The organism is Paenibacillus sp. FSL R5-0912 (genome assembly GCF_000758605.1).
Classification (GTDB): Bacteria; Bacillota; Bacilli; order Paenibacillales; family Paenibacillaceae; genus Paenibacillus_AQ.
This window is the reverse complement of the sequence record NZ_CP009282.1, coordinates 6122963-6146504: the sequence shown is the minus strand read 5'-3', so window position 1 is coordinate 6146504 and position 23542 is coordinate 6122963. Positions and strand designations below refer to the sequence as shown.

Annotated in this window: 26 protein-coding genes and 1 other annotated feature; all 26 genes read left to right on the top strand. The window is 50.9% G+C overall.

Going from position 1 to position 23542, the window contains the following annotated elements; all coding sequences use genetic code 11:
* Window positions 1–145: 145 nt before the first annotated feature.
* On the top strand, window positions 146–1318 hold the full coding sequence (locus R50912_RS25945) for a glycosyltransferase family 4 protein (protein WP_042238864.1): 1173 nt from the start codon (window positions 146–148) through the stop codon (window positions 1316–1318).
* Between the two features lie 177 nt (window positions 1319–1495).
* Window positions 1496–2683 carry a glycosyltransferase gene (locus R50912_RS25940; protein ID WP_042238862.1) on the top strand — a complete coding sequence of 396 codons (1188 nt, stop codon included), beginning with the start codon at window positions 1496–1498 and terminating at the stop codon, window positions 2681–2683.
* A gap of 76 nt (window positions 2684–2759) precedes the next feature.
* Complete coding sequence (locus R50912_RS25935) at window positions 2760–4082, top strand: hypothetical protein (RefSeq protein WP_197072983.1); 1323 nt, start codon at window positions 2760–2762, stop codon at window positions 4080–4082.
* A 284-nt stretch (window positions 4083–4366) separates the two neighbouring features.
* The gene (locus R50912_RS25930; protein WP_042238860.1) at window positions 4367–4612 is read left to right on the top strand and encodes a DUF4321 domain-containing protein; all 246 of its coding nucleotides are present in this window, start codon (window positions 4367–4369) and stop codon (window positions 4610–4612) included.
* A gap of 37 nt (window positions 4613–4649) precedes the next feature.
* The gene (locus R50912_RS25925) at window positions 4650–5258 is read left to right on the top strand and encodes a Maf family protein (protein WP_042238858.1); all 609 of its coding nucleotides are present in this window, start codon (window positions 4650–4652) and stop codon (window positions 5256–5258) included.
* A 20-nt stretch (window positions 5259–5278) separates the two neighbouring features.
* Window positions 5279–5968: a RadC family protein gene (radC, locus tag R50912_RS25920; RefSeq protein WP_042238855.1), complete on the top strand. Its 690-nt coding sequence runs from the start codon at window positions 5279–5281 to the stop codon at window positions 5966–5968.
* 39 nt (window positions 5969–6007) lie between these two features.
* A complete protein-coding gene (locus R50912_RS25915) occupies window positions 6008–7042 on the top strand; it encodes a rod shape-determining protein (RefSeq protein ID WP_039300524.1) in 1035 nt (344 codons plus the stop codon).
* 58 nt (window positions 7043–7100) lie between these two features.
* On the top strand, window positions 7101–7979 hold the full coding sequence (mreC, locus tag R50912_RS25910) for a rod shape-determining protein MreC (protein ID WP_042238852.1): 879 nt from the start codon (window positions 7101–7103) through the stop codon (window positions 7977–7979).
* On the top strand, window positions 7979–8509 hold the full coding sequence (gene mreD / locus R50912_RS25905; protein WP_081956655.1) for a rod shape-determining protein MreD: 531 nt from the start codon (window positions 7979–7981) through the stop codon (window positions 8507–8509). Before mreC ends, mreD begins: the two co-directional genes overlap by 1 nt.
* Before the next feature lie 81 nt (window positions 8510–8590).
* A complete protein-coding gene (gene minC, locus R50912_RS25900) occupies window positions 8591–9250 on the top strand; it encodes a septum site-determining protein MinC (protein WP_039300519.1) in 660 nt (219 codons plus the stop codon).
* Window positions 9251–9255: 5 nt separating this feature from the next.
* Window positions 9256–10050, top strand: coding sequence for a septum site-determining protein MinD (minD, locus tag R50912_RS25895; RefSeq protein ID WP_042139584.1), 795 nt, complete (start codon window positions 9256–9258; stop codon window positions 10048–10050).
* 204 nt (window positions 10051–10254) lie between these two features.
* Window positions 10255–11109: a M23 family metallopeptidase gene (locus R50912_RS25890; protein ID WP_042238850.1), complete on the top strand. Its 855-nt coding sequence runs from the start codon at window positions 10255–10257 to the stop codon at window positions 11107–11109.
* The gene (locus R50912_RS25885) at window positions 11102–11944 is read left to right on the top strand and encodes a M50 family metallopeptidase (protein WP_042238848.1); all 843 of its coding nucleotides are present in this window, start codon (window positions 11102–11104) and stop codon (window positions 11942–11944) included. The genes R50912_RS25890 and R50912_RS25885 overlap by 8 nt, the downstream gene beginning before the upstream one ends.
* 31 nt (window positions 11945–11975) lie before the next feature.
* On the top strand, window positions 11976–13217 hold the full coding sequence (locus R50912_RS25880) for an Rne/Rng family ribonuclease (protein WP_042238846.1): 1242 nt from the start codon (window positions 11976–11978) through the stop codon (window positions 13215–13217).
* Between the two features lie 121 nt (window positions 13218–13338).
* Window positions 13339–13424 (top strand) — a sequence feature (ribosomal protein L21 leader region).
* A 14-nt stretch (window positions 13425–13438) separates the two neighbouring features.
* Complete coding sequence (rplU, locus tag R50912_RS25875) at window positions 13439–13750, top strand: 50S ribosomal protein L21 (protein WP_036698983.1); 312 nt, start codon at window positions 13439–13441, stop codon at window positions 13748–13750.
* A 12-nt stretch (window positions 13751–13762) separates the two neighbouring features.
* A complete protein-coding gene (locus tag R50912_RS25870; protein ID WP_042139581.1) occupies window positions 13763–14098 on the top strand; it encodes a ribosomal-processing cysteine protease Prp in 336 nt (111 codons plus the stop codon).
* A 17-nt stretch (window positions 14099–14115) separates the two neighbouring features.
* Entirely contained in the window at window positions 14116–14427 is a 312-nt protein-coding gene (rpmA, locus tag R50912_RS25865; protein ID WP_020429282.1) for a 50S ribosomal protein L27, read from the top strand.
* A 216-nt stretch (window positions 14428–14643) separates the two neighbouring features.
* Window positions 14644–15384, top strand: a complete 741-nt coding sequence (locus tag R50912_RS33900; protein WP_042238843.1) for a Spo0B domain-containing protein — start codon at window positions 14644–14646, stop codon at window positions 15382–15384.
* A 15-nt stretch (window positions 15385–15399) separates the two neighbouring features.
* Window positions 15400–16710, top strand: a complete 1311-nt coding sequence (obgE, locus tag R50912_RS25855; protein ID WP_042139579.1) for a GTPase ObgE — start codon at window positions 15400–15402, stop codon at window positions 16708–16710.
* Window positions 16711–16942: 232 nt separating this feature from the next.
* Window positions 16943–18115 carry an SPFH domain-containing protein gene (locus R50912_RS25850; RefSeq protein WP_042238841.1) on the top strand — a complete coding sequence of 391 codons (1173 nt, stop codon included), beginning with the start codon at window positions 16943–16945 and terminating at the stop codon, window positions 18113–18115.
* A gap of 5 nt (window positions 18116–18120) precedes the next feature.
* Entirely contained in the window at window positions 18121–18867 is a 747-nt protein-coding gene (locus tag R50912_RS25845; protein WP_156123334.1) for a hypothetical protein, read from the top strand.
* A gap of 15 nt (window positions 18868–18882) precedes the next feature.
* Window positions 18883–19638 carry a hypothetical protein gene (locus R50912_RS25840; protein WP_042238837.1) on the top strand — a complete coding sequence of 252 codons (756 nt, stop codon included), beginning with the start codon at window positions 18883–18885 and terminating at the stop codon, window positions 19636–19638.
* A 153-nt stretch (window positions 19639–19791) separates the two neighbouring features.
* A complete protein-coding gene (locus R50912_RS25835; protein WP_039300484.1) occupies window positions 19792–20229 on the top strand; it encodes an ACT domain-containing protein in 438 nt (145 codons plus the stop codon).
* A gap of 97 nt (window positions 20230–20326) precedes the next feature.
* Window positions 20327–21613: a homoserine dehydrogenase gene (locus tag R50912_RS25830; protein ID WP_042238834.1), complete on the top strand. Its 1287-nt coding sequence runs from the start codon at window positions 20327–20329 to the stop codon at window positions 21611–21613.
* A 60-nt stretch (window positions 21614–21673) separates the two neighbouring features.
* Entirely contained in the window at window positions 21674–22654 is a 981-nt protein-coding gene (gene thrB, locus R50912_RS25825; protein ID WP_042238832.1) for a homoserine kinase, read from the top strand.
* A complete protein-coding gene (pheA, locus tag R50912_RS25820) occupies window positions 22651–23538 on the top strand; it encodes a prephenate dehydratase (protein ID WP_042139574.1) in 888 nt (295 codons plus the stop codon). Before thrB ends, pheA begins: the two co-directional genes overlap by 4 nt.
* Window positions 23539–23542 lie beyond the last annotated feature (4 nt).

The following is a 23542-nucleotide window of genomic DNA, read 5'->3' as shown; positions in this document are numbered from 1 at the left end:
CGGGCTTCGTAAAATTACAGTTTTTTGAAATTATTTTTGCATTAGCCAAGAAACGACAAAACTTCTTAGAACTTTGGGGTAATATATGCTAGATACCTGGCATTGCCAGAGACAGATAGATAAATGGAGAGTAGGAGAAGAAGCCATGAGGGAAAAATTGCTGTTCATATCTGCAGAGAATCCATTTCCGCAGGATAGCGGTGGCAAGCTGAGAACGGGCAATATTCTGAATATTTTACTCGCCAAATACGATGTGGATCTCTTAACGTATTCAGGTTCCAAAGATACGGAGGCCATACCGTCCCTTACCGTGCATGAGGTGAAGCGCACAATGAATTACCGCAAGGCGATGCTTCGCTCCTTGTACAAATGGCGCAATTGCTCTTATATGAGCCATGTAGATGTGGATATGAAAGAGAAGATTACAGAGCTCTGCGGACAGCATGCATACAGCCATGTCTTTATTTCCCATAGTCTGCTCGGCTGCTGCATTGACATTGTGCGCCGTTCCCTGCCTGGCACAGTTATTATTACAGACGCGCATAACTTTGAGAGCGGATTATCTGCACAGCTTGCCCGCAGGAAGAGGGGGATCGCCAAACTCTTTTATTCCCTTAATGCGGTATGGACGCGCAGAGATGAGCTTAAGCTGATGGACAAGACCAATCTGCTGCTTACAACATCCGAACAGGATGGGCTGAGCTTTAAGGCACTTTCTTTTACAAATTCTATCAAGGTCCACGTAATCCCTAACTTCATCCGGATGGGCGATTATCGGACAAATACGCTTTTTCCGAAAGAGCCGTGGATTATCCTCCCGGGCAATATGAACTACTTCCCGAACATTAATGCAGCTACCTATTTCTATCGTCAGATCTATCCGCTCATCAAAGCCAAGATTCCGGGCATCAAATGGTATATCGTCGGCCGGGATGTGCATCCGGAAGTTGCCGCTCTGGCGGACCAGGACCCTTCCATCATCATCACCGGATATGTCGACAGTGTGGCGGACTATATACGGAAGGCGCAGGTTGTGATCGCCCCTCTGCAGGAGGGCAGCGGAACACGCCTGAAGATACTGGAGGCCTGGGCGCTCAAGACTCCTGTCGTTTCAACCACCAAAGGAGCAGAAGGGCTGCTGTATGAGCATTCCGCGAATATTATGATTGCCGATGATGCGGTTACGTTTGCCGAAAGCGTGACTCAATTACTTCAGGATCACGAAAAGGGAGTAGTGCTTGCGGACCGTGCCTACCAGACCCTGCTGGCTAACTATGAGGCGGAAAGTGTCCGGGAAAAGCTGCTAAGTCTTGTCTAATTGTAAGGGGAATACAAAAAAAAATTATTTCATCCCATAAATCGACAATCTTTTTCCGGGAACTGCGTTACTATTGATCTACATCTAAAGATTCATAAATGAAGGCTGGATGTAATCCGGCCTATTTTTCTTTGTATACAACAATAACCATTTACATAGAACCAAGGAGCTATAGCCATGAGAGAGAAAATGCTGTTCCTATCAGCCCAGAGTCGTTATCCCGAAGATTTAGAAGGAGAAATAAGAACAGAGAATTTTCTTGATATTCTGCTGGAGCGGTTTGATATTGATCTGCTCGAATATTGTCATTGCCGCCGTGAGCTGGCGGTAGAGCCTGGGCCTGCACTTACGGTGCACCAGGTGAAGAGGTCTTCTGCTTCACAGAGGTCACTGCTGCACCCGCTGAGCAAGCTGCGCTCACACTCTCCGCTGATCGGTAATGATAAGTCTTTGCGGTCTGAAATCACGGAGATGTGCCGCTTGAATACATACAGTCATGTGTTTATTTCCTATTATATGCTGAGTAATTGCCTGGATATTGTATCCTCATTGCTTCCGGAGGCAGTCATTATTACAGATGCCCACCGTTTCGGGAGCGGAATGCTGGAGAATAGGGCGGCCGGCAAACGCGGAATTAGCAAAAGCTATCATAAGCTGAATGCTGCACTGATCCGCCGGGAAGAGCGGAGATTAATGAACAAGACCAGTCTGCTGCTGACCGCTACAGAATGGGATGCCCTTTCCTTTAAGGCGTTATCCTTTGCGGATGCAGGCAAGGTTCATGTAATTCCGCCTTATATTGACCTGAAGGAGCCTGCTTATGCCTCCGGTGAGACAGTAAACAAAGAGAAATCCATTGTCCTTCATTGGAATATGAATACCAGCCAGGGCAAGAATGTGGCCTTATTGTTCTTAAAGAAGATATACCCTCTGGTCAAAGCCGAGGTGCCGGATTTCCGGTGTTATCTGATCAGTGAGGAAGTCCATCCGGAGGTTGCCGCCTTAGCCCTTAATGATGCTTCTATTGAAATTGTCAGGGAATATGAACATACAGCCGATTACATCCGGCGGGCCAGCGCTGTGGCAGCTTTTTTGCGCGAAGGCTGCGGGGGGCAGATTAAGATCCTGGAAGCCTGGGCGCTGCGGACGCCGGTCGTCTGCAGCCTGAGCGGTTCGGAGGAATTAATCTGTGAGACGGGACGGGATATTCTGCTCGCAGGCACGAGTGCAGTCTTTGCGGGCCAGCTGGTGAAGCTGCTGACAACGCCGGAGCTCGGCTACATTATTGCGGATCAGGCTTACCGGACACTGCTCAAGCACTACGCGGCGGAAGGGGTTAGGGAGAAAGTACTTAGTCTGGTATAAATATATTAATATAGCATATCTATCTCACCTCTATCATATGTTTCAGTATAGAACTGAAGATAGCGAGGTGTGAGCATTGAATAGCGGAAGAATGACATTCCGGTTTGATGAGGAGACGGCAGAACGTAAGGCAGAAATGGCAGACCGCCGTATAGTAAGAGAACCTGTTAGAACTCTGGAAGTTGAGGACAGGGAACAGCGTGAGGAGATCAGAGCGGCCCTCGATCTCCGTGCAGCTGAATACATCGTTGATCTGGAGCGGGTGGAAATCCCCCGTGCAGCTGAAGTATCTTATATGAAATCCTCTGGTCCGCGCCGCCGGAACTGGGATGATTCAGATGGAGAGTATGATACTGGACAGTATCCATATCTTCCAGACTCAAGAACACGCACAATTCCAGTTTATGCGGAGGTTTACAGGGACGATGATAATGCACCGCCAGGTGAGAACTACCCGCTGTTTGAGGATGAGCGGGGCGCTGAGCAGGAGCGGTTTGGGCAGTTCAGCACGCACGGGAATCTGTATGGAGGCTCCTACCATACCCGCCGCCCATCTTATTGGTGGAAGTTTGCTTTGTCAGTAGCGGGAGCATTAGGCACGGGAATCCTGCTCGGCTATGCAGCGCTGTCCTTCATCAGTGGCGGAGGGACGGGCACCGGGAATGGAAGCGGCAGTTCTGCTGTTCAGACGGGGGCCGTTCAGAGCCAGAATGATACTGGCGGTGGAGTGGAAGCAGATATCACCGGCGTGCCGGTTGAAGGAACCAGTGAGGCGGTCGCAGCGCATGTTCCGGTACAGATTGCGGCGCAAAGCTATTATCTGCTCCAATACGGCGTATTCAGCACACCGGCTGGTGCTGCGCAGGCTCAGCAGGAGCTGCTGGCCGCAGGGCTTGCCGCAGGTCTGGACCCGGCGGACGGCAACCGGGTGTACGCCGGGATGTCGCCTGAGCGTGAGCAGGCCAAGCTGCTCAGCAGCGGTCTGAAGAATCAGGGGATCGAGCTGTATGTAAGGGAAGTGGCCTTACCCGCTGTAGATCAGGTCAGCTTTAACGGAACGGCGGAAGTGGTGGACAGCTATTTTGCGGTCAGCAGCCAGTTGTTGAGTGAGCTGAGCGGCCTGTCTGCTTCGCTGCTGAGCGGTGCGGCCAGCAGTACCGACAGCTCAGCGGTAAGTGATCTTCATATGCAGTGGACCCAAGCCGTCAAGCAGCTGGAGTCGGGGCTGTCGACGGAAGGGAAGAATTTTGCCGCCGGGCTGGAGAAATCCATGAGCCGGGGAATATCCGCACTGAACGAGTACGGCAAGAATAAGGCAGAGGGCCTGCTCTGGGAAGTGCAGGAGGCTATGATGAGCTTTTTGACCGGCCAGAAAAGTCTGCTGTCTGCGATAAGCTGAACATCCACCCAATTGTATAAGGTGTTGCCCATCCCCCGTACCGGCTGTTTGCCGGACGGGGGATTGCTGTGTGGCTCGCCAGTATAGCTGCTTCATGATAAATCAGTTGCCTATTGTGCCGGAGTCGGATAATGTTAGTGGACCACACCCGGCGGAGACGGTGAAATCGGGCTTTATGCGGCAAGGCTGTGGTAAACATTCCCTGAACGGATTTTGCGTTTGTATTGAACTCCGTTTCACCGTATAATAATTAGGGTGTCAAAAAATGGCGAGGGAAGACCAAAATGAAGAAGAAAAATGTAGGAACACTGCTGTTATTTCTAATTCTGGGCTGGCTGGCCGGAGCCTGGATTGCCAAGCTGCTGGAACCTGTGCAAGCTCTGTCTTTTCTTACAACCTCGACTGTACTCAAGTGGTCGCCGCAAGCTGATTTGGACATCATAACCTATGACATCACTATCCATTTGAAATTGTGCCTGCTCAGTCTTGCCGGAATGATAACAGCTGTATGGCTGTACCGCAGACTGTAGCGTTCGCTGCCGGCATCTAGAAGGGACGTTTATTACAGTGGAGCATGACAACACGCGATACATTATTCTTGCTTCGGGTTCGCCGCGGCGGCGTGAACTGTTAGCCTCGCTTGGCCTGCCTTTCGAGGTTCTGGTCAGTGAAGCTGATGAGAGTACGCCGCCGGAATGGACGCCTGAGACCATCGTGCGTAATCTGGCCGTGCGCAAAGCGGAGGCAGTAATCCCTGCAGCCGGAGACCGGGATGCTGTTATTGTCGGCAGCGACACGATTGTCGTGCTTGATGATAAGGTGCTCGGCAAGCCGGTGGACGAGCAGGACAGCGCTAAGATGCTGGCCATGCTGCAAGGAAGAACACATCAGGTATATACCGGGGCGGCCTGTATCGGTCTTGCAGAGGGTCGGACCCTGGTAGATCACAGGGTAACCTCTGTAACTATGAGAGCAATGAGCGAAGATGAAATCTGCGCCTACATCGCGACCGGGGAGCCTGCCGACAAAGCCGGCTCTTATGCAATACAAGGGCTTGGTGCCACCCTGGTGGACGAAATTGAAGGCTGTTATTTTAACGTGGTTGGTCTGCCGTTGTCGCTGCTAAGCGGCATGTTGTCCGGGTTCGGCATTTCTGTACTGAACCGGCAAGGATAGCGGAAGAAAGAGGGTTAGGGATGGAGTCGCAATCATTTATGCTGCGTGACCTCCCCCATGAAGAACGACCACGAGAGCGCATGATGCATTATGGGGCGGAATCATTAAGTCAGGCGGAGCTGCTGGCTATTCTGCTGCGCACAGGTGCGCAGAATGAATCGGCTATTCATATCGCCCAGCGGTTGCTGGGGATTACAGGCGGCCTCCGCGGGCTGGCGGACCTGAGCATTGAAGAACTGACAACAATCAAAGGCATTGGCCCTGCCAAGGCCGTGCAACTGAAAGCAGGCATAGAGCTGGGAAGACGCATGGCGAACTCCCGGCTTACAGAACCGGTTATCATCCGCAGTCCCCAGGACGCGGCGGAGATTCTGACCGAGCAGCTGCGTTATTTGCAGAAGGAGCATTTTATCTGCTTGTTTCTGAATACGAAGAATCATGTTATTGCGCAGGAAACATTGTCCATGGGCAGCCTTAACGCCTCCATTGTGCATCCCCGCGAGGTGTTCCGGGCAGCCATGAAATGCAGCAGCGCAGCTATTATATGCGCACATAATCATCCGAGCGGTGATCCGACACCGAGTCCTGAAGACATCTCCTTGACCTCAAGGCTGATGCAGGCAGGTGAAATCGTCGGCATCGACGTGCTGGATCACCTGGTTATTGGTGACAGCAGCTTTGTAAGTTTGAAAGAAAAAGGTTATATGTAATACAATTGTCTAGATCCACAAGGAAAAGGAGCATACAAGATGTTAGGTGGTTTTACGAAAGATTTAGGAATTGACTTGGGGACAGCGAATACGCTTGTCTACGTGCGCGGTAAAGGGATTGTTGTAAGAGAGCCTTCCGTGGTAGCCATTAACACTGATACAAAGACGATTGAAGCTGTAGGGGAGTCCGCCAAAAAAATGATCGGACGCACACCGGGCAACATTCGTGCCATTCGTCCGATGAAGGACGGGGTCATTGCAGATTTTGATACTACGGCAACAATGATTAAATATTTTATCCGCCAGGCACAGAAGCAGCGCTCGATGTTCCAGCGCCACCCGAATGTCATGGTCTGTGTACCATCCGGAATTACGGCTGTTGAACAACGCGCCGTTGAAGATGCAACGAAGCAGGCGGGAGCGCGTGAGGCCTATATCATTGAAGAGCCTTTTGCCGCTGCCATCGGAGCGGATCTCCCGGTATGGGAACCTACAGGAAGCATGGTTGTGGATATCGGCGGCGGAACTACCGAAGTGGCGGTCATCTCACTCGGCGGTATCGTAACAAGCCGTTCTGTCCGTGTAGCCGGCGATGAAGCGGATGAGTCCATCATCCAATATATCAAACGCCAGTATAATCTCATGATCGGGGAACGCACTTCGGAGCAGCTGAAGATGGATGTGGGTTCTGCTCTGCCGCTCGAGAAAGCCGAAACGATGGAAATCCGCGGCCGCGATCTGGTAACGGGACTTCCGAAGACGCTGACTATCACCTCTGATGAGATCTGTGAAGCTTTGTCGGATACAGTGAATGCTATTGTTGAAGCTGTAAAAGTAACGCTGGAGAAATGTCCGCCTGAGCTTGCTGCCGACATTATGGACCGCGGTATTGTGCTTACAGGCGGCGGTGCGCTTTTGCGTAACCTGGACAAGCTGCTGGCGCGTGAGACCGGAATGCCGGTTATCGTTGCCGAGAATCCGCTGGACTGTGTAGCTATTGGTACAGGTAAGGCACTCGAGAATATTCATTTGTTCAAGAGCCGCAGCAGTTCGAGTCTCCGTTCCAAACGCTAAGACAATTCTGACCTGTGAACGTCAACCCCTGATGTGGGAGAAATTCGGTTGTTAGAGGGTGTTGAAACTGTTTAAGCTGTTTAATAATAAACGTTTATTTATATTGCTGATTACACTGGTTATGTTTATCGTGGTGATGGGCTTCAGCCTGGGACAAAGGAAAAACTTGTCCTGGCCGGAGAACTTCCTCAGAGATACGACCGGTTTCGTGCAGAATTTGTTCTACAAGCCCGCTGGATACGTAGCGGGCTTGTTCCAAGATATCGGGAACCTGCATGATTTGGCTGAAGAGAATAAGCAGCTCAAAATCCTGGCAGCGCAATACGCCCGGGATAAGGCGCAGTATAATTTTATCAAGTCCGAGAATGAAGGCTATAAAAAAGATCTTGAATTTACTAAGGCACAAACGAATCTATATAACTATGAATATCATATCGCTAATGTAGTCAGTCTGACGACAGAGCCGGGTAACAACACGCTTGTTATTGATCTCGGAGCGAAGGATGGAATTAAGCTGAACATGTCTGTAACTTCTGTCGAAGGGCTCGTCGGGGTAATTAGTAATGTGAGTAATTTCACCTCTACCGTTAAGCTGATGACGATGATGGATATCAATGATCCCAACTCCCAGCCGCCGATTTCGGCTACTGCCTTCAATAAGGAAGGTGAGACCTTTGGGATGATAGAGAGTTACGACCAGCAGACCGGAATGCTCATGATGAATAAAATTCCCGCGGGTAATCCGATTGCCAAGGAAGATCTCATCATCTCGTCCGGCATTGGAGGACTGTATCCGCGTGGAATGACTATCGGTACGGTTGAAGAAGTGAAGACCGGGGAGTTTGGGTTGACTTCTACAGCGATCATCAAGCCGGCGGCAGGATTCCAGGACTGGAAGGAACTCTTCGTTGTCTTTACGGAGGAGCGTGGAGAATAGTGAATATGCGCAGATCCGTGCTTGTTTTATTGCTGTTACTCTTATTTATCCTTGAAGACACTATTCTCCCCTGGCTGATTCCGAATGCCTGGGAGATGCGGATTATCCCTGATCTCGTGTTCATCGTAATCCTGTTTGTGACGGTATACCATCACCGGCATACGGCACTTATTCTTGGTTTATCCTTCGGAATGCTGCATGATGTGGTGTTCTATGGCCGCATTCTTGGGGCACATTCTTTTGCAATGGGATTATCCGCATATCTGATTGGTCTGATATTCCAGATTCCGCGTGCACCGCTGCCGCTGATGATGACGGTGGTACTGCTGGGCAGTCTGCTGGAGGACAGCATGCTTTTTGCCATCTACAGCGTCTTTAATCTGAGTAAAGAACCCTATAACTGGGCGCTTCTGCACCATATGCTGCCTACTATGCTGTTTCATTTTGCTATCGGCTTGCTTCTCTACATCCCGCTCCGGCGCCAGCTGGAGCTGCTGAAGAAAGAGACCCGCAAAGAAGAAGCTGCTTAAGCCGCTGCTGCATTTTCTTATCCTATAAAGAAGGAATTTGCCCGGCCCGGCACGAATGAATGAGGATGGGGGGACAGGCATATGACAGTTAAATCCAAGCATGTAAGGATTAAGGGCATCAAGGATGGCCTGGTATTCCTGCTAGACGACAAGTGTCCCTTTGAAGATCTCTTAAGCGAGCTTCGCTATAAGCTGGAGCACAGCCATCAAAATATCCTGACCGGACCGATTGTGCATGTGGACATCAAGCTGGGCAACCGTCCTGTTACCGAAGAAGATAAAGAGGCAGTTCTGGAGATTCTCAAAAGCCAGGGGAACTTATTAATCCGTTCCGTTGAAGCCTTGGAGGACCCTGAAGAGAAGGATACGGAAGCGTTATTTATGATGAGCGGAATGCTCCGTTCCGGCCAGGTGCTGCATCATGAGGGCAATCTGCTGTTTCTCGGCGATGTGAATCCGGGAGGAACCATTACCTGCTCGGGGGATATCTATATTCTTGGAGCGCTTAAAGGGATGGCACACGCCGGAATCAACGGCAATCAGGAAGCGATTATTGCGGCTTCGCTGCTGGCTCCTACCCAGCTCCGGATTGCTGATATTATCAGCAGGCCGCCGGATGAATGGGGAACGCGGGAGAGCAGCATGGAATTTGCCTATTTATCAGGTGGTGCTATGCAAATCGACAAAATTCATAATATAGTCAAATTACGTCAGGATTTAAATGTGTTTAAAGGGGTGTAGCCTCCATGGGAGAAGCGATTGTCGTAACCTCGGGCAAAGGCGGAGTTGGCAAAACAACCACAACAGCCAACATTGGGACCGCACTTGCATTGCAGGGCAAAAAAGTATGTCTAGTAGATACTGACATTGGACTGCGGAATTTGGATGTAGTCATGGGGCTGGAGAACCGGATCATTTACGATCTTGTGGATGTGGCGGAAGGCCGCTGCCGTCTGAATCAGGCGCTGGTCAAAGACAAGCGTTTTGAAGAGCTGTATATGCTGCCTGCAGCCCAGACCAAAGACAAAACCTCAGTCACACCGGAGCAGGTCAAGGATATTATTCTTGAACTCAAGAAGGAATACGAATATATTCTGATCGATTGTCCGGCCGGGATTGAACACGGCTTCCGCAATGCCATTGCAGGGGCCGACAAAGCTATTGTGGTCACTACTCCGGAGCATGCTGCGGTGCGGGATGCGGACCGGATCATCGGTCTGCTGGAGCAGTCACATGTGGAATCACCGAAGCTGGTGGTCAACCGTATCCGTCCGGGAATGGTGAGATCCGGCGATATGCTGGATATCGAGGATATTCTGCAGGTGCTCAATATTGATCTGATCGGGATTGTACCTGATGATGAGCTGGTCATCAAGGCGGCGAACAGCGGTGAACCTACCGTGATGAATCCGAATTCTTCAGCAGCAATTGCTTACCGCAATATTGCCCGGCGTATTCTTGGCGATGCGGTGCCGCTCATGCAGCTGGACCAGAAACCGGGTGCTTTTAAGAAGTTCAAGAAATTTTTTGGAATGGGCTGAACCGTGGCCAGGCACTTATTTATAGCGATCTTTCGTTTTGACCCGCCTGCTGAGAAATGCTTGGCGGGTTTTTTTGTGCGAATATACGAAATAAGGCCGGTACACCACTTCTGCTTGATAGCTATCTCCCCACAGGGCTTGTTCTAAAGCACCTTCCGCTACTCATAAAATGGAAGTAAAACAAGCCCGCCCGGAGGGATCAATATGGAATACGAGAGAGATATCAAAAATCGCCGTAAGAAACGTATACAGAGCTTATTAGAGGATCAGACCGAAGCGGGATCAGCGCCAGCGCTTTTCACTCTGCCTGACAACACTATTCCATTCAGGGAATGGGGGGCTAGTTCCCGAAATGAATTCACTGCTTCAACGGAACCTGACCCTGAGGTAATGTGGAAGAAGCAGCGCAGCAGCTGGGAGGACGAAGGCGGGGATGGGCCGCGCTTTGGCGCAGGCTTCATGCGGCGGACCGTAGCCAGCCTGCTTGTCTTTGGAGCGGTGTGGGGAATCTTCGCAGTGAGTGAGCCATGGGCAGTGAAGTCGCAGTATTTCATTACTGGCGCCCTTAGTAATGATATGGATTTCGCCGCAGTGCAGGTATGGTATGAGGAGCATTTCAATGGAGCCCCTTCGTTCATTCCGATCTTCGGAGATAAAGAGGTGCCGGCAGAGAAAGTGACAGCCGTTCATGAACTGAGCGCCCCCTTGGAGGGAAGCATTGCGCGTCCCTTTGCCGAATCCCTTAAGGGGGTAGAAATAATACCGGCAGATGATTCAGGCTCAAGTGTCACGGTGGATAGTGTAGATACGGGCCGGGTATTGTCCGTGTCCAAAGAAGCCCAGGGAGGCATCCGGATCACCGTCCGCCATACCGGAAATATAACGGCGGAATACGGTCATTTGAGCGGGACGCGGCTCGCGGTGGATGACTGGGTACAGAGCGGAGAGACGGTGGGCTGGATTCAGGGGACAGAGGATGCACAGATTCCGATGCTTTTTTTTGCGATTATGAAAGACAAGTCTTATATTGATCCTGCTGAAGTGGTATCGTTTGATTAGGATCTTCGGTGTTGAACTGTCACTGCATCCGCTCTTCGTGCTGATTCTTTTTCTCTCCGTGCTTACCGGACAGTTCCTTGAAATTATTACTCTGTTTTCGATTGTATTTATCCATGAACTCGGACATGTATGTGCGGCACTATTGACCGGGGTTACCGTCAAGTCCGTGCAACTGCTGCCGTTCGGGGGAGTTGCGGTCATTGAGGATCATGGGCGGCTGACAGCCGGACGTGAAATGGGGATTGCCTTGGCCGGACCGCTTCAGAACGGAATTATGATCCTGATGGCGCTGGCCCTCAAGCAAGCGGAGTATGGCAGCAGCGCTTATCTGGATTATTTCATCGGGGCCAATGCCATGATCGCGCTGTTCAATCTGCTGCCGGTGCTTCCGCTCGACGGAGGCAAAATCCTGCAGGCCGCTCTAAGCCTGCTGCTTCCGTATTATTACACCCTGCTGTGGATCGGCAGAGTCAGTATTGCAGCCAGTCTGCTTGTTGTGGTGTTCGCCCTGCTTCCGCTGGGAACCGGCGGCGGACTCCGTCTTAACCTGCTGATGATTGGTGCCTTTCTGCTCTATTCCAATATAACGGACCAGCGCAACCTGCCTTACCGGTTTGTTGCTTTTTTGATGAACAGGGAACAGATCTATGAGCGGTATCTGCATTCAGAGGGCGCTGCCCGGCCAATAGTTGCGTTCTCTGCGAAACCTTTGGATGATATATTGCGTCTATTTAAACGTAACCATTATCATTTTATCTATGTAATGAACGATGACAGGGATATAGTGGCTGTTCTCCCTGAGCAGCGTCTGATTTCTTCTTATTTCGGAATATAAAGCTAGAATGATTCAAACCAGAGGTGAAGCCATGAAACAAATGATCGTTCACTGCACACAACATATTACTCGTATGGCACTTCTGGAGAACGGGAGGCTGGTGGAATATGCGGCTGAACGCGATCAGCAGCAAGGTCTGGTCGGGAGTTATTATAAAGGTCGGGTTATGAATGTGCTGCCGGGTATGCAGGCGGCTTTTGTAGATATCGGACAGAAAAAGAATGCCTTTCTATATGTAGACGATGTACTGCATCCCCATCTGGAGAAGCAGCCGGAGGTGAAGCCCTCTATTGAGACGCTGCTGCAGCCCGGCCAGGAGATCGTTGTCCAGGTGAGAAAAGAGCCGCGTGGCGGCAAGGGAGCGCGGGTGACTACTCATTATACCTTGCCCGGACGCTGGATGGTGTATATGCCTTTTGCCGAGTATGTCGGGGTTTCCAAAAAAATTAGCCGCGAATCCGAGCGCAGCCGGCTTAAAGGAATCGGCGAACGGTTGCGTCAGGGTGAAGAAGGAATCATTATGCGTACAGTCTCCGAGGACGAGCCTGTGGAGGCTGTTGAAGGGGATCTGGCCTTTTTGCGGGCCCAGTGGGAAGTAATTACCCGGCGGGTCAAGGAACTGGAAGCGCCGGCGTTGCTGCATTGTGATCTGAGCATCGTTCAGCGGTTTATCCGGGATGCCTTCAACCCGCAGCGTGATGAGCTGATGATTGATTCGGGCAAGGCGGTTAAAGAGGCGGAAGCATTCCTTACAGATATGGCTCCCGAAGGGTACAAGCCTGTAGGATTCTACCGTGGACAAGAGTCCATCTTCTCGGCATATGGTGTAGGGGATCAGCTCCATAAGAGCTTCAGCCGCAAAATCATCCTTGAAGGCGGGGCTACGCTCATTTGGGATGAGACAGAGGCGCTCACCGTTATTGATGTGAATACGGCTCAGTACACCGGCGGGACAAACCTCGAGGATACGGTAACACGGACCAATCTGCTGGCGGCGGAAGAGATCGGGCGGCTTGTCCGTCTGCGGGATACGGGCGGCATTATTATCGTTGATTTCATTGACATGGAGCGGGAGGAACACCGGAAGCAGGTCATCGCGAAGCTGGAGAGCATCATCAGCCGTGACCGCACCAAGACGCATATTCTCGGCTGGACCCATCTGGGCCTGCTGGAAATGACCCGCAAGAAGGCAAGGCATGATTCGGCCGGATTTGCTCCGGTGATCTGTCAATGCTGCGGCGGGACTGGCAAAGTAGGGACATGGCTGGAGTAGGCCAGTTTTTCACGCTAAGAGGGTACCGTCTGTTAAAAGGATGATAAAGCCGCTTTCTACTTGACTTGGACTAATAAGTATGATAATATCTTCAAGTATGTGTTTGGTTATTATATTCCTGCACATGCTGTAACCGCTCCGATCGGGTATATCAAGTGTAATTCCTCCGGGGGTTGCCACCTAGACTAGGCGAGTCTGAGACATGAGGAGGTGCAAGTACAATGTATGCAATTATCGAAACTGGCGGTAAACAATACAAAGTCCAAGAGGGCGACGTGTTGTTCATTGAGAAGCTGGAAGCTGAAGACGGCGCAAGCGTAACGTTTGACCGTGTCTTGGCTGTTTCTAACGAAGGTGGTTTGACTGCAGGAACTCCGCTGGTAAGCGGCGCGTCTGTAACAGCCAAAGTCGAGAAACATGGTAAAGGTCATAAGGTTGTAGTTTACAAATACAAACCTAAGAAGAACTACCACAAGAAACAAGGCCATCGTCAACCGTACACCAAAGTAACTATCGAGAAGATTCAGGCGTAAGAAGGTGCGTTAATGATTAACGTGCGGATTACACGGGCTTCTGCTCAAGGTGTCATTGTCGGTTTTGCCGTCAAAGGGCATGCGGAATACGCAAGGAATGGTAAAGACATCGTCTGCGCGGGCGTTTCGACCGTTACGGTTGGAACAGTGAATGCGATTGAAAGCCTGACCGGTGTAGTCCTGGATACTTCGATGAAGGATGGATTTCTGAGTGGAACCCTGGTTCCCGTGAATGATCCTGAAGTCTCCGCCAAGGTGCAGCTTCTGCTGGAATCCATGGTGCTGATGCTCAAAGATATCGCTAAATCTTACAGAAAATTTGTTCAGATACAGGAAGTCATTATTTGAAGAAGGAGGTTGACAACATGTTGAAATTGGATCTTCAATTATTCGCATCGAAAAAAGGTGTAGGTTCCACAAAGAACGGACGTGATTCCCACTCTAAACGTCTTGGCGTGAAACGTGCTGACGGTCAAGCAGTAACCGGCGGCAACATCTTGGTTCGTCAACGCGGAACAAAAATCCACCCGGGCACTAACGTGGGCATCGGTAAGGATGATACACTGTTCGCACTTGTGGACGGCGTAGTGAAGTTCGAACGTTGGGGCCGCGATCGCAAAAAAGTGAGCGTGTACCCGGTTGATGTCGCTCCGGTAGCAGCGGCACTGGAAGCGTAAGCTTTCGGAACCTATTTAGATGAGAAGCCTCCGGCATGAGTGCCGGGGGCTTTTTTTGAAAATATTCGCACCTATAGAATTCAAGTCAAACGCCCGGCAGGAATGCTGGTGATTGCAGAGAAAGCCTGTGTTATACTGGAAAATGGAAAATATCGAGCAAGATGAGCAATAGCGACATTGGAATCAATTTTGCGAACCGAGGGACGGGGAGAAAGAATGAAATCCTGGAAAAGTATCGTCTGGGCTGTCATGTTATCCGCAGTGCTTCCTTTAGGTCTCGTGTATTGGCAACCCTCCCTTTTCACATGCCTGCTGCTCGGTGTATGGGTAGCGGCAGTGCTTGCATTCAGCTTTCTTTACAACCGGCGTCATTATGAAGAGGAACTGCGTATACAGGAGAAGACTCTGCAGCAGGCGGCAAACCGGACACTGAATCACCATCGTCATGATTGGATGAACGATCTGCAAGTACTTTACGGATATATCCAGCTGGGCAAGCCTGATAAATCCGTGTTATGTGTGGAAAGAATAAAGGAGCGTATCGCGCTGGACAGCCGTATCGCCAAGCTGGGGGTTCCTTCACTGGTATTCTACCTGCAATCCTTCCGTACCTACAGAAGCAGCCTGGAGCTGGAGATCGAAGTGGAGGAAGGGCTGCAGCTGGAGGACAAGCTGACTCCCGAAACAGGTGATGAGCTGACATCTGTGATTATGCAGACCATAAGGGCGTATCAGTACAGCGGACTTGTTCCGCAAGGAGAAGCGCGGAAGCTTCGGCTCGGATTTTCACAGGAGGGAAGAGACATTCTTATCTCTTTCGAAGGTGAAGGAGATCATGGCAATCCTGAACTGCTGCAGGGGCAAATTTATAATATAGTACAAGGAAAAATCATGAAGGCGGAGCAGTTTCAGCCGAGCACAAGCTCTGTAGAACTGCGTTTACCGCTGGAGATGTAAGGAAGGTGAACATTAATGTTCGTAGATAAAGCTAAGATTTATGTTAAGGGCGGCGACGGCGGAGATGGTCTCGTGGCGTTTCGCCGTGAGAAGTATGTGCCGGAGGGCGGTCCTGCCGGCGGAGATGGCGGCCGCGGCGGAGATGTGATTTTCCGGGTAGATGAAGGCTTGCGTACACTGATGGATTTCCGTTATCAGCGACATTTCAAGGCCGATAAGGGAATTAAGGGACGCAATAAGAGCCAGCACGGGGCTAACGCCGATCACATGATCGTGCGCATTCCTCCGGGAACTGTGCTGATCGATGATGATACCCAGGAGATCATTGCCGATATGACCCGTCATGGACAACAGGTCGTTGTGGCACGCGGCGGTCGTGGCGGCCGGGGGAATACCCGGTTTGCGACGGCAAACAATACTGCGCCAGAGCTAGCCGAGAACGGCGAAGAAGGCCAGGAGCGTTATATCGTAATGGAACTGAAGGTAATGGCAGACGTAGGTCTGGTAGGATTCCCGAGTGTGGGTAAATCTACATTGCTGTCGGTAGTATCTGCTGCCCAGCCGAAGATTGGTGCCTATCACTTCACAACAATTACACCAAACCTTGGTGTAGTTGACGTTGGGGATGGCCGCAGCTTTGTTATGGCGGATCTGCCGGGCCTGATTGAAGGTGCGAGTGAAGGTGTGGGGCTTGGACATGAGTTCCTGCGCCACGTTGAACGTACACGTATCATCATTCATGTCGTGGATATGTCCGGTTCTGAAGGTCGTGATCCCTTCGAGGATTGGGTGATGATTAATGACGAGCTGAGGCAATACAACGCTGCCCTGATTGACCGTCCGCAGATTGTTGCGGCGAACAAGATGGACATGCCTGATTCCGAAGAGAATCTTGCGGCCTTCCGTGAGCGTGTGGCGGAGCTTCGTCCGGATCTTGAAATCATGCCGATCTCCTCGCTTACCCGTCAGGGAGTGCAGGAACTGCTCTACCGGGCAACGGACGTACTGGATAGTATTCCTGTCGCACCGGTCGTTGAAGAAGTGGCTGAAACTACTGAGCGCAAGGTGTATAAGCTGGAAGCGGAAGAAGATAATTCCTTCACCATTACCCGCGACAATGAAGCATTTGTGGTCACCAGTCCGCGTATTGAGCGGATGCTGAAGCGGATGCAGCTCAGTACACATGATGCTATCCTCAAGCTGGCCCGTACCTTGCGTCACATGGGTGTGGATGCCGAACTGCGCAAGCGCGGTGCTGTAGAAGGCACCATTGTGCGCATTGCTGATTTTGAATTCGAGTTTGTTGAGAACAGCAGCTACTATTAAATATCTGCGCTTGCTGCTGAGCGTTGTCAAGCAGCTTCGAATATGCCGGCTGTGTTTCCCGTGAGGGGACACAGCCGGCTTTTTTAATAGACAGGGCATAAAAGAACGGCTTTGTATAAAGTCTGCTTTAAATATTTGGCTAAATTTACTACAATCATATGTGTGCACTAATTTCCAGCTGAACCAACCGATAATATAAATACATACCTGTCATGAAAGAGGGAATAGGCAGATGGCAATTATTGAAGTAGTCAAATATGACGGGCCTGCAGGCGTCTTCGCCTGGAAATATCCTAATCAGGAGCTGGGGACATGGACACAGCTGATTGTGAATGAATCCCAGGAGGCGATTCTGTTCAAAGGCGGTGAGGCACTCGATTCCTTCACAGCAGGACGTCACACGCTCAGCACGGCGAACATCCCGATTCTGTCGAATGTAGTGAATCTGCCGTTCGGCGGCAAATCACCGTTTACAGCGGAAGTATGGTTCGTGAACAAGATGAACTCTATGAACGTCAAGTGGGGGACAAGCTCGCCGCTGCAGCTACAGGATCCCAAATACCAAATCATGATCTCTGTCCGCGCCTTCGGCCAATTCGGAGTCAAGATTGAGGATCCCCGCAAATTCCTGCTGAAGCTGGTGGGGACGCTGCCGCTATTTGATCAGGACACTATGGTGAGTTATTTCCGCGGGCTGCTGATGTCCAATATTAATGAACTGATCTCTTCTTATCTGGTGCACAAAAAAATCAGCATTCTGGAGATCAATGCCTATGTCGTAGAAATTTCGAAGCATATCCAAGGCCGTCTGGCGTCGTCCTTCCTGGATAGCGGGATCGAGCTGAATAACTTCTTTATTGATTCCATTAACATACCTGATAATGATCCGGCCATACTCCGCTTGAAAGAGGCTTTAGCCAAAAAAGCAGAGATGGACATCATCGGCTTCACTTATCAGCAGGAACGCAGCTTCAATACCATGGAGGAAGCCGCAGGAAATCCGGGTAATTTAGGCGCCGGGATGATGAATACCGGCCTGGGGCTCGGTATGGGCTTTGGCCTTGCCGGACCTGCGACTGATATGATGAACAGGATGACACGCGGCATGTCACTGGACGGCGGTACGGCGGCAGCACCGGGAGCAAGTTCCAAATCCTGTGCAGGCTGTGGAACGCTTAACCCGGCAGATGCGCGGTTCTGTATCGGCTGTGGTCAGAGCCTGCAGCCGGTGCCGGCAGCAGCTAGCAGTACTTGCCACAGCTGCGGCAAGCCGGTAATTCCCGGCGCCAAATTCTGTCCGCATTGCGGGGAGAGTCTGATCATCAAATGCACGGGTTGCGGGCATGAACTGCAGCCCGGCCAGAAATTCTGCGCGGAATGCGGAACAAGGGCGGCTAATGGGTGAGCCGGATGAATAAACAGAGGTCTTACACAGGGCTTATCACTGTCATTTATGTTGCTGTTCTGGCGGTCACTGTTTTCTCCTTCTTCATGCTTGGATTCTCTGAGTCGCTGGTGCGTTTCATAGTGACCCTGCTTGCCGTATGCATTGCTGAGACTGCCGTATATGGCTATTGCGTATTTTGGCTGCGTTCCGCTCCTGATGTCAGCAGGACTTCACCGCTACTCCTGAGCGGGGCTTGGATTATTGCCCTATATGTATCTGTGGTAATTGCGTTAGCTGTGCTGCTTGACTGGATTCTGGAACTGAGCCCGCTCTGGTATGCGGGAGTGCAGCTAATCATGTTAGTTACTGCTGTGTCTGTTCTTGAAGCGATAAGGTTATATGGCCGGAATGCAGCGTCGCAGGAACAGAGGGATGCCGATGCCTCAAGGAATCTGCGGAGTTACCGGCAGGAGCTGCGTGAGATTAGAGCGCTTGCGGGGAGCTGGAAGCATCCGGAATCCATTCGTTTGACTGAACTGGTGGGTTCCCTGGAGGATAAGTTCCAGTACAGTGATCCGGTTTCGAATCCGGAATTGGCCGCAACCGAGGATATGATAAGCCAGCAGATTTCTCTGCTTCATGATCATGTTGCCTTATTGCTTGTACTGAAGGAGCTGCCAGCCGGCTGGAAAGCGGAAACACAGGAATTGGCGGATAGTATTGCCGGCACGCTCCAGCGGCGTAACCGGGAGCTGGCGGCACTTAAATAGGAGGAAAATTACGGAATGGGTATCGTGAATGAGCTAGAGGGACTGCTGCCGGGCCGGGAAGGCCAGCCGTCTGACGGTCTGCCCAAATATGAGCGAACAACATTTGACTATGTAACTATCGGAGTGGGCTACCTTGTGATGCCGCTCGGGCTTGTGCTGGCTTTGATCCGCTTCTTTGGAACACATTACAAAAATTACCGCAAACCCGTCAACTACAGCCTGCTGTATCATGTTTTTGTAGGGGGATTTGTGCAGATGATGGGCTTTATCCTTTATTCGATATATAGTGACGACGGGATCGATGTCATGACGCTAATTATACTGTTAATCCTCTTTGCTGTTGTTCTGCTCCTGCCCGCGTCAGCTTTTGCCAAAAGGGCGGCCAAAGCCAGATTCCGTTTCTCCCAGCTCGCCAATCAATATGTGCAGCTAATCACTGCCGGCAGAGTGCGTTATATTGGAAATCTGGCTGACCGTACCGGGCAAAGTGAGGGGGATGTGACTAGGGATCTGATCTACCTCAAGAAGTATGGGGTGCTGGACTCCGGGCTGCTCTTCAGTGAGGGCGCGGATACTGAGCCTGATGCTCCGGTTAATCAAGCGGACTCATCGCCCTTTTCTTCCCCGGGCGGACAAACGGTGTATCAGCCGCCAAGACCGCAGCAGCAGCCGAAGGCCATACGCTGCCCTGGCTGTGGTGCGCAGAATACCGTCTCCCCTCTCCAGTCCAAGAGCTGTGACTACTGCGGTACGACCGTCTCTTACAGTTAAGATAAGGCTGTTCCTCCTGATTAACGGGCGGAATAGCCTTTTTTGAAAATTGAAGGTCACTTGCCTTCAGAGGAAAAAGTGTTGCAATTTAAGTCTTCAATCCCGTATAATGTCCACTATGTACATACAAAAGTCTTTGGGGTGAGGACGTTCGTGAAAGAACGCTATTATTTGGTCCGGGAGGACATATTGCCCGATGCTGTACTGAAGACCATGCAGGTCAAGCAGCTGCTGGAAGCAGGAGATGCCAAAACGGTACACGAGGGCGTGGAGCAGGTTGGACTTAGCCGCAGCGCTTTTTATAAATACAAAGATGGAATTCATTTAATTCATCAGCTGGAACGTGAGCGTATAGTAACCATCTCGATAGATCTGGAGCACGAATCAGGTATGCTCTCTAAAGTGCTGGGTTCTGTAGCTGTCCACGGGGCCAACGTGCTGACGATTCACCAGAGTATTCCGCTGCAGGGGCGGGCCAACGTGGTCATCTCTGTCGAAATTTCTCATTTAAATGAAGAATTAGGCGATTTACTGGATAGTCTAAAGGCAATCTCGGGTGTGAAACGGGCGTTAATTATCGGACAGGGCTAGTATTGCTTCATAAAACTTAAGCCTATGCTTACGAAGTGAGTTTTGCTTGAAGTGAATATAAGGAGCAGACGCTCGCAAAACTTTTAGGAGGATGCAAATGAAGCCGGTTAAAGTGGGATTACTGGGTTTAGGTACAGTAGGTACGGGTGTAGTCCGTATCGTTGAAGGGAATCAGGAGGATTTGAGCAGCCAGGTAGGCTCGCCGATCCTGATTGAACGTATAGCCGTGAAGAATACGGAGAAGCCGCGGGAAATTGAAGTCGATCCATCCAAGATCACCGATGACCCTTGGGAGGTTATCCGCGACCCGGAAATTGATGTCATTGTCGAGGTCATGGGCGGTATTGCGGGAACGAAAGAGTACATTCTAGAGGCACTGGAGCGCGGCAAACATATCGTTACAGCCAACAAGGACCTGATGGCCCTGCATGGCTCGGAGATTCTCGCCAAAGCTCAGGAGAAGCAGTGCGATGTGTTCTATGAGGCCAGCGTGGCGGGAGGCATTCCGATTATCCGTACACTGATTGAAGGATTCTCCTCCGACAAGATTATGAAGATTATGGGTATCGTTAACGGGACAACTAACTACATACTTAGCAAAATGAGCCAGGAAGGCGCGTCTTATCTGGATGTGCTGAAGGAAGCGCAGGAACTCGGGTATGCTGAATCGGATCCTACTTCAGACGTGGAGGGGCTGGATGCAGCACGTAAGATGGCTATCCTGGGTACCCTTGGCTTCCGGACCAACGTTGAACTGAGCGATGTCAGTGTGAGTGGCATTTCCGGCGTGAGCAAAGAAGATATTGCTTTTGCCAAACGGCTGGGATACGAGATGAAGCTGCTCGGCATTGCCGAACGGCAGGATGAAGAATTCAGCATCAGTGTGCAGCCTACGATGATCCGTGCGAGCCATCCGATTGCATCCGTGAACGGAGTGTATAATGCGGTATATGTGTATGGTCAAGCCGTAGGGGAAACGATGTTTTATGGTGCCGGAGCAGGCGCGATGCCTACCGCAACCTCGATTGTGGCAGATCTTGTAGCTGTGATCAAGAATCTGAAGCTGGGTGTGAACGGACTCAAGCAGATTGTCCCCTATAAGCAGAAGAAGCTGAAGAGCGATGAAGATATCTTCTACAAGAACTTCCTCCTCCTGCACGTAGATGACAAAGCGGGTGTGCTGGCGAAGATTACTCAAGTGTTTGCCGAATATGATGTCAGTCTGGATTCCGTTGTACAGCAGGCTAATGCCAATAACCCGGATGCAGAAATCATTATTGTAACGCACAATGCCAGCAAGGCGAGTATGAATAAAGTATTGCGGCATTTAGAGCAATTGAATGTCATTCACCGCATCAAAAGCCATTATCGTGTAGAAGGCTGAGTACCGCATTCCGAGATTCATCGGCTGCGCGCAAATATAACGAAGGAGATTTCCCACGCCATGAGTATTTACGGAAGGTCTAGAGTAAAAGTCCCTGCCAGCACCGCCAATCTCGGTCCGGGATTCGATACACTGGGCATGGCACTGTCACTGTATGCCTGGATTGAGATGGAAGAGGCGGCAGAAACGGTTTTTCACCTTTATGGTGATGAGATGAAGGGTATCGCCTGTGACAAAAGCAATCTGCTGTACAAGGTAGCTCAGATGGTGTTTGCAGAAGCCGGGGTTTCGGTCCCCGAACTATCCATCTCGATGTATTCAGAAATTCCGCTTACCCGGGGTCTCGGCAGCAGTGCTTCCGCGATTGTTGGCGCATTGGCCGCAGCGAATGCTATGATTGGTTCACCGCTTGGGTCTGCGAAGCTGTTTGATATGGCTACAGCGCTTGAGAAGCATCCAGATAATGTTGGAGCCTCCATCTTCGGGGGGATTATCACAGCAGCATGGGATGGGCAACATGCCGATTATATCCGGATAGAGCCTCCACAGGCGCTGGAAGTGCTGGTGGTTATTCCTGAATTTGAGCTGGAGACAGTCAAAGCAAGGGGACTACTGCCTGCCGAAGTTACAATGGGCGATGCAGTCCATAATATCAGCCGTACCTCGCTGTTAACTGCAGCACTATCCGCCGGCCGGCTCGATATGATTGGCAGAGCGATGCAGGACCGCCTGCATCAGCCGTACCGTGCACCCATGGTGCCTGGGATGGAGAAGCTGCTTGCTGAGGCGCCCGGGCGTGGTGCTCTGGGGATTGCGCTAAGCGGCGCAGGCCCTACATTGTTATGTATGGTGGACCGCAGCAGCGATAAGAAGCAGGAGCTGGAGCATTTCCTGACAGAGACGATGCAGGAGAATGGGATTCCTTCCCGGACTGTATGGCTGTCGCCATGTACTTCAGGTGTTACTACGGAGCTGCTTGAAAGAAACGGGATGCAAAACGGATCATTTTTGGATATGATAAAAGGAGAATTACAGTCATGAAATCAATAGCGGTATTGCCGCAGGGCTCGGTGTCACATGAAGCGCTGCTGCATTTATTTGGGGGTAACCCGGTAAATATTGAGCATCATAAGCTGATATCCGATGTCTTTCTGTCTACGGCGAACGGAGTTACGGATTACAGTGTGATTCCGATTGAGAATACGATTGAAGGCTCGGTCAGCCTGCATATTGACTGGCTCATTAATGAGGTGAATCTGCCGATGCAGGCGGAGTGGATTTTTCCGTCGGTGCAGAACCTGATCGGTAATCCGCAGGAATTCACGGATGGGAGCGGGCATAAGGATTATACGAAGATTGTCAAAATCCTGTCCCATCCGGTTGCTATGGCACAATGTCTGCAGTTCATCCGCAAAGCCGCACCGTGGGCGGAGCTGGAATCGGTAGGCAGTACTTCCGAAGCTGTTGAAATTGTAAAGAATAATCCCGGCAAGGGCTGGGCCGCCATCGGTACATCACTGGGGGCAGCTACGCACGGGCTGGAGATTGTGGAGCGGCAGGTTACAGACCATAATAACAATTACACGCGTTTTGTACTTGTTGGCCAGGAGAAGCTGGAGCTCCCGCTAGAGAGCAGTGGAGACAAGACGAGTATTCTTGTGACGCTGCCTGAGGATTTCCCTGGTGCGCTGCATCAGGTGCTGGCTGCATTTTCCTGGCGGAAGCTGAATCTGTCGCGGATTGAATCACGGCCGACCAAGAAGAAACTGGGTACTTATTATTTCTATATTGATGTGCTGGAACCGATAGAGTCGGTACTGCTCCCGGGGGCAATTGAAGAGATCAAGGCCTTGGGCTGTCAGGTACGGATTCTGGGGTCCTATCCCACATACACCTATGAGGAAGAGAAAGCGGAGGTGCAGTAAGTTC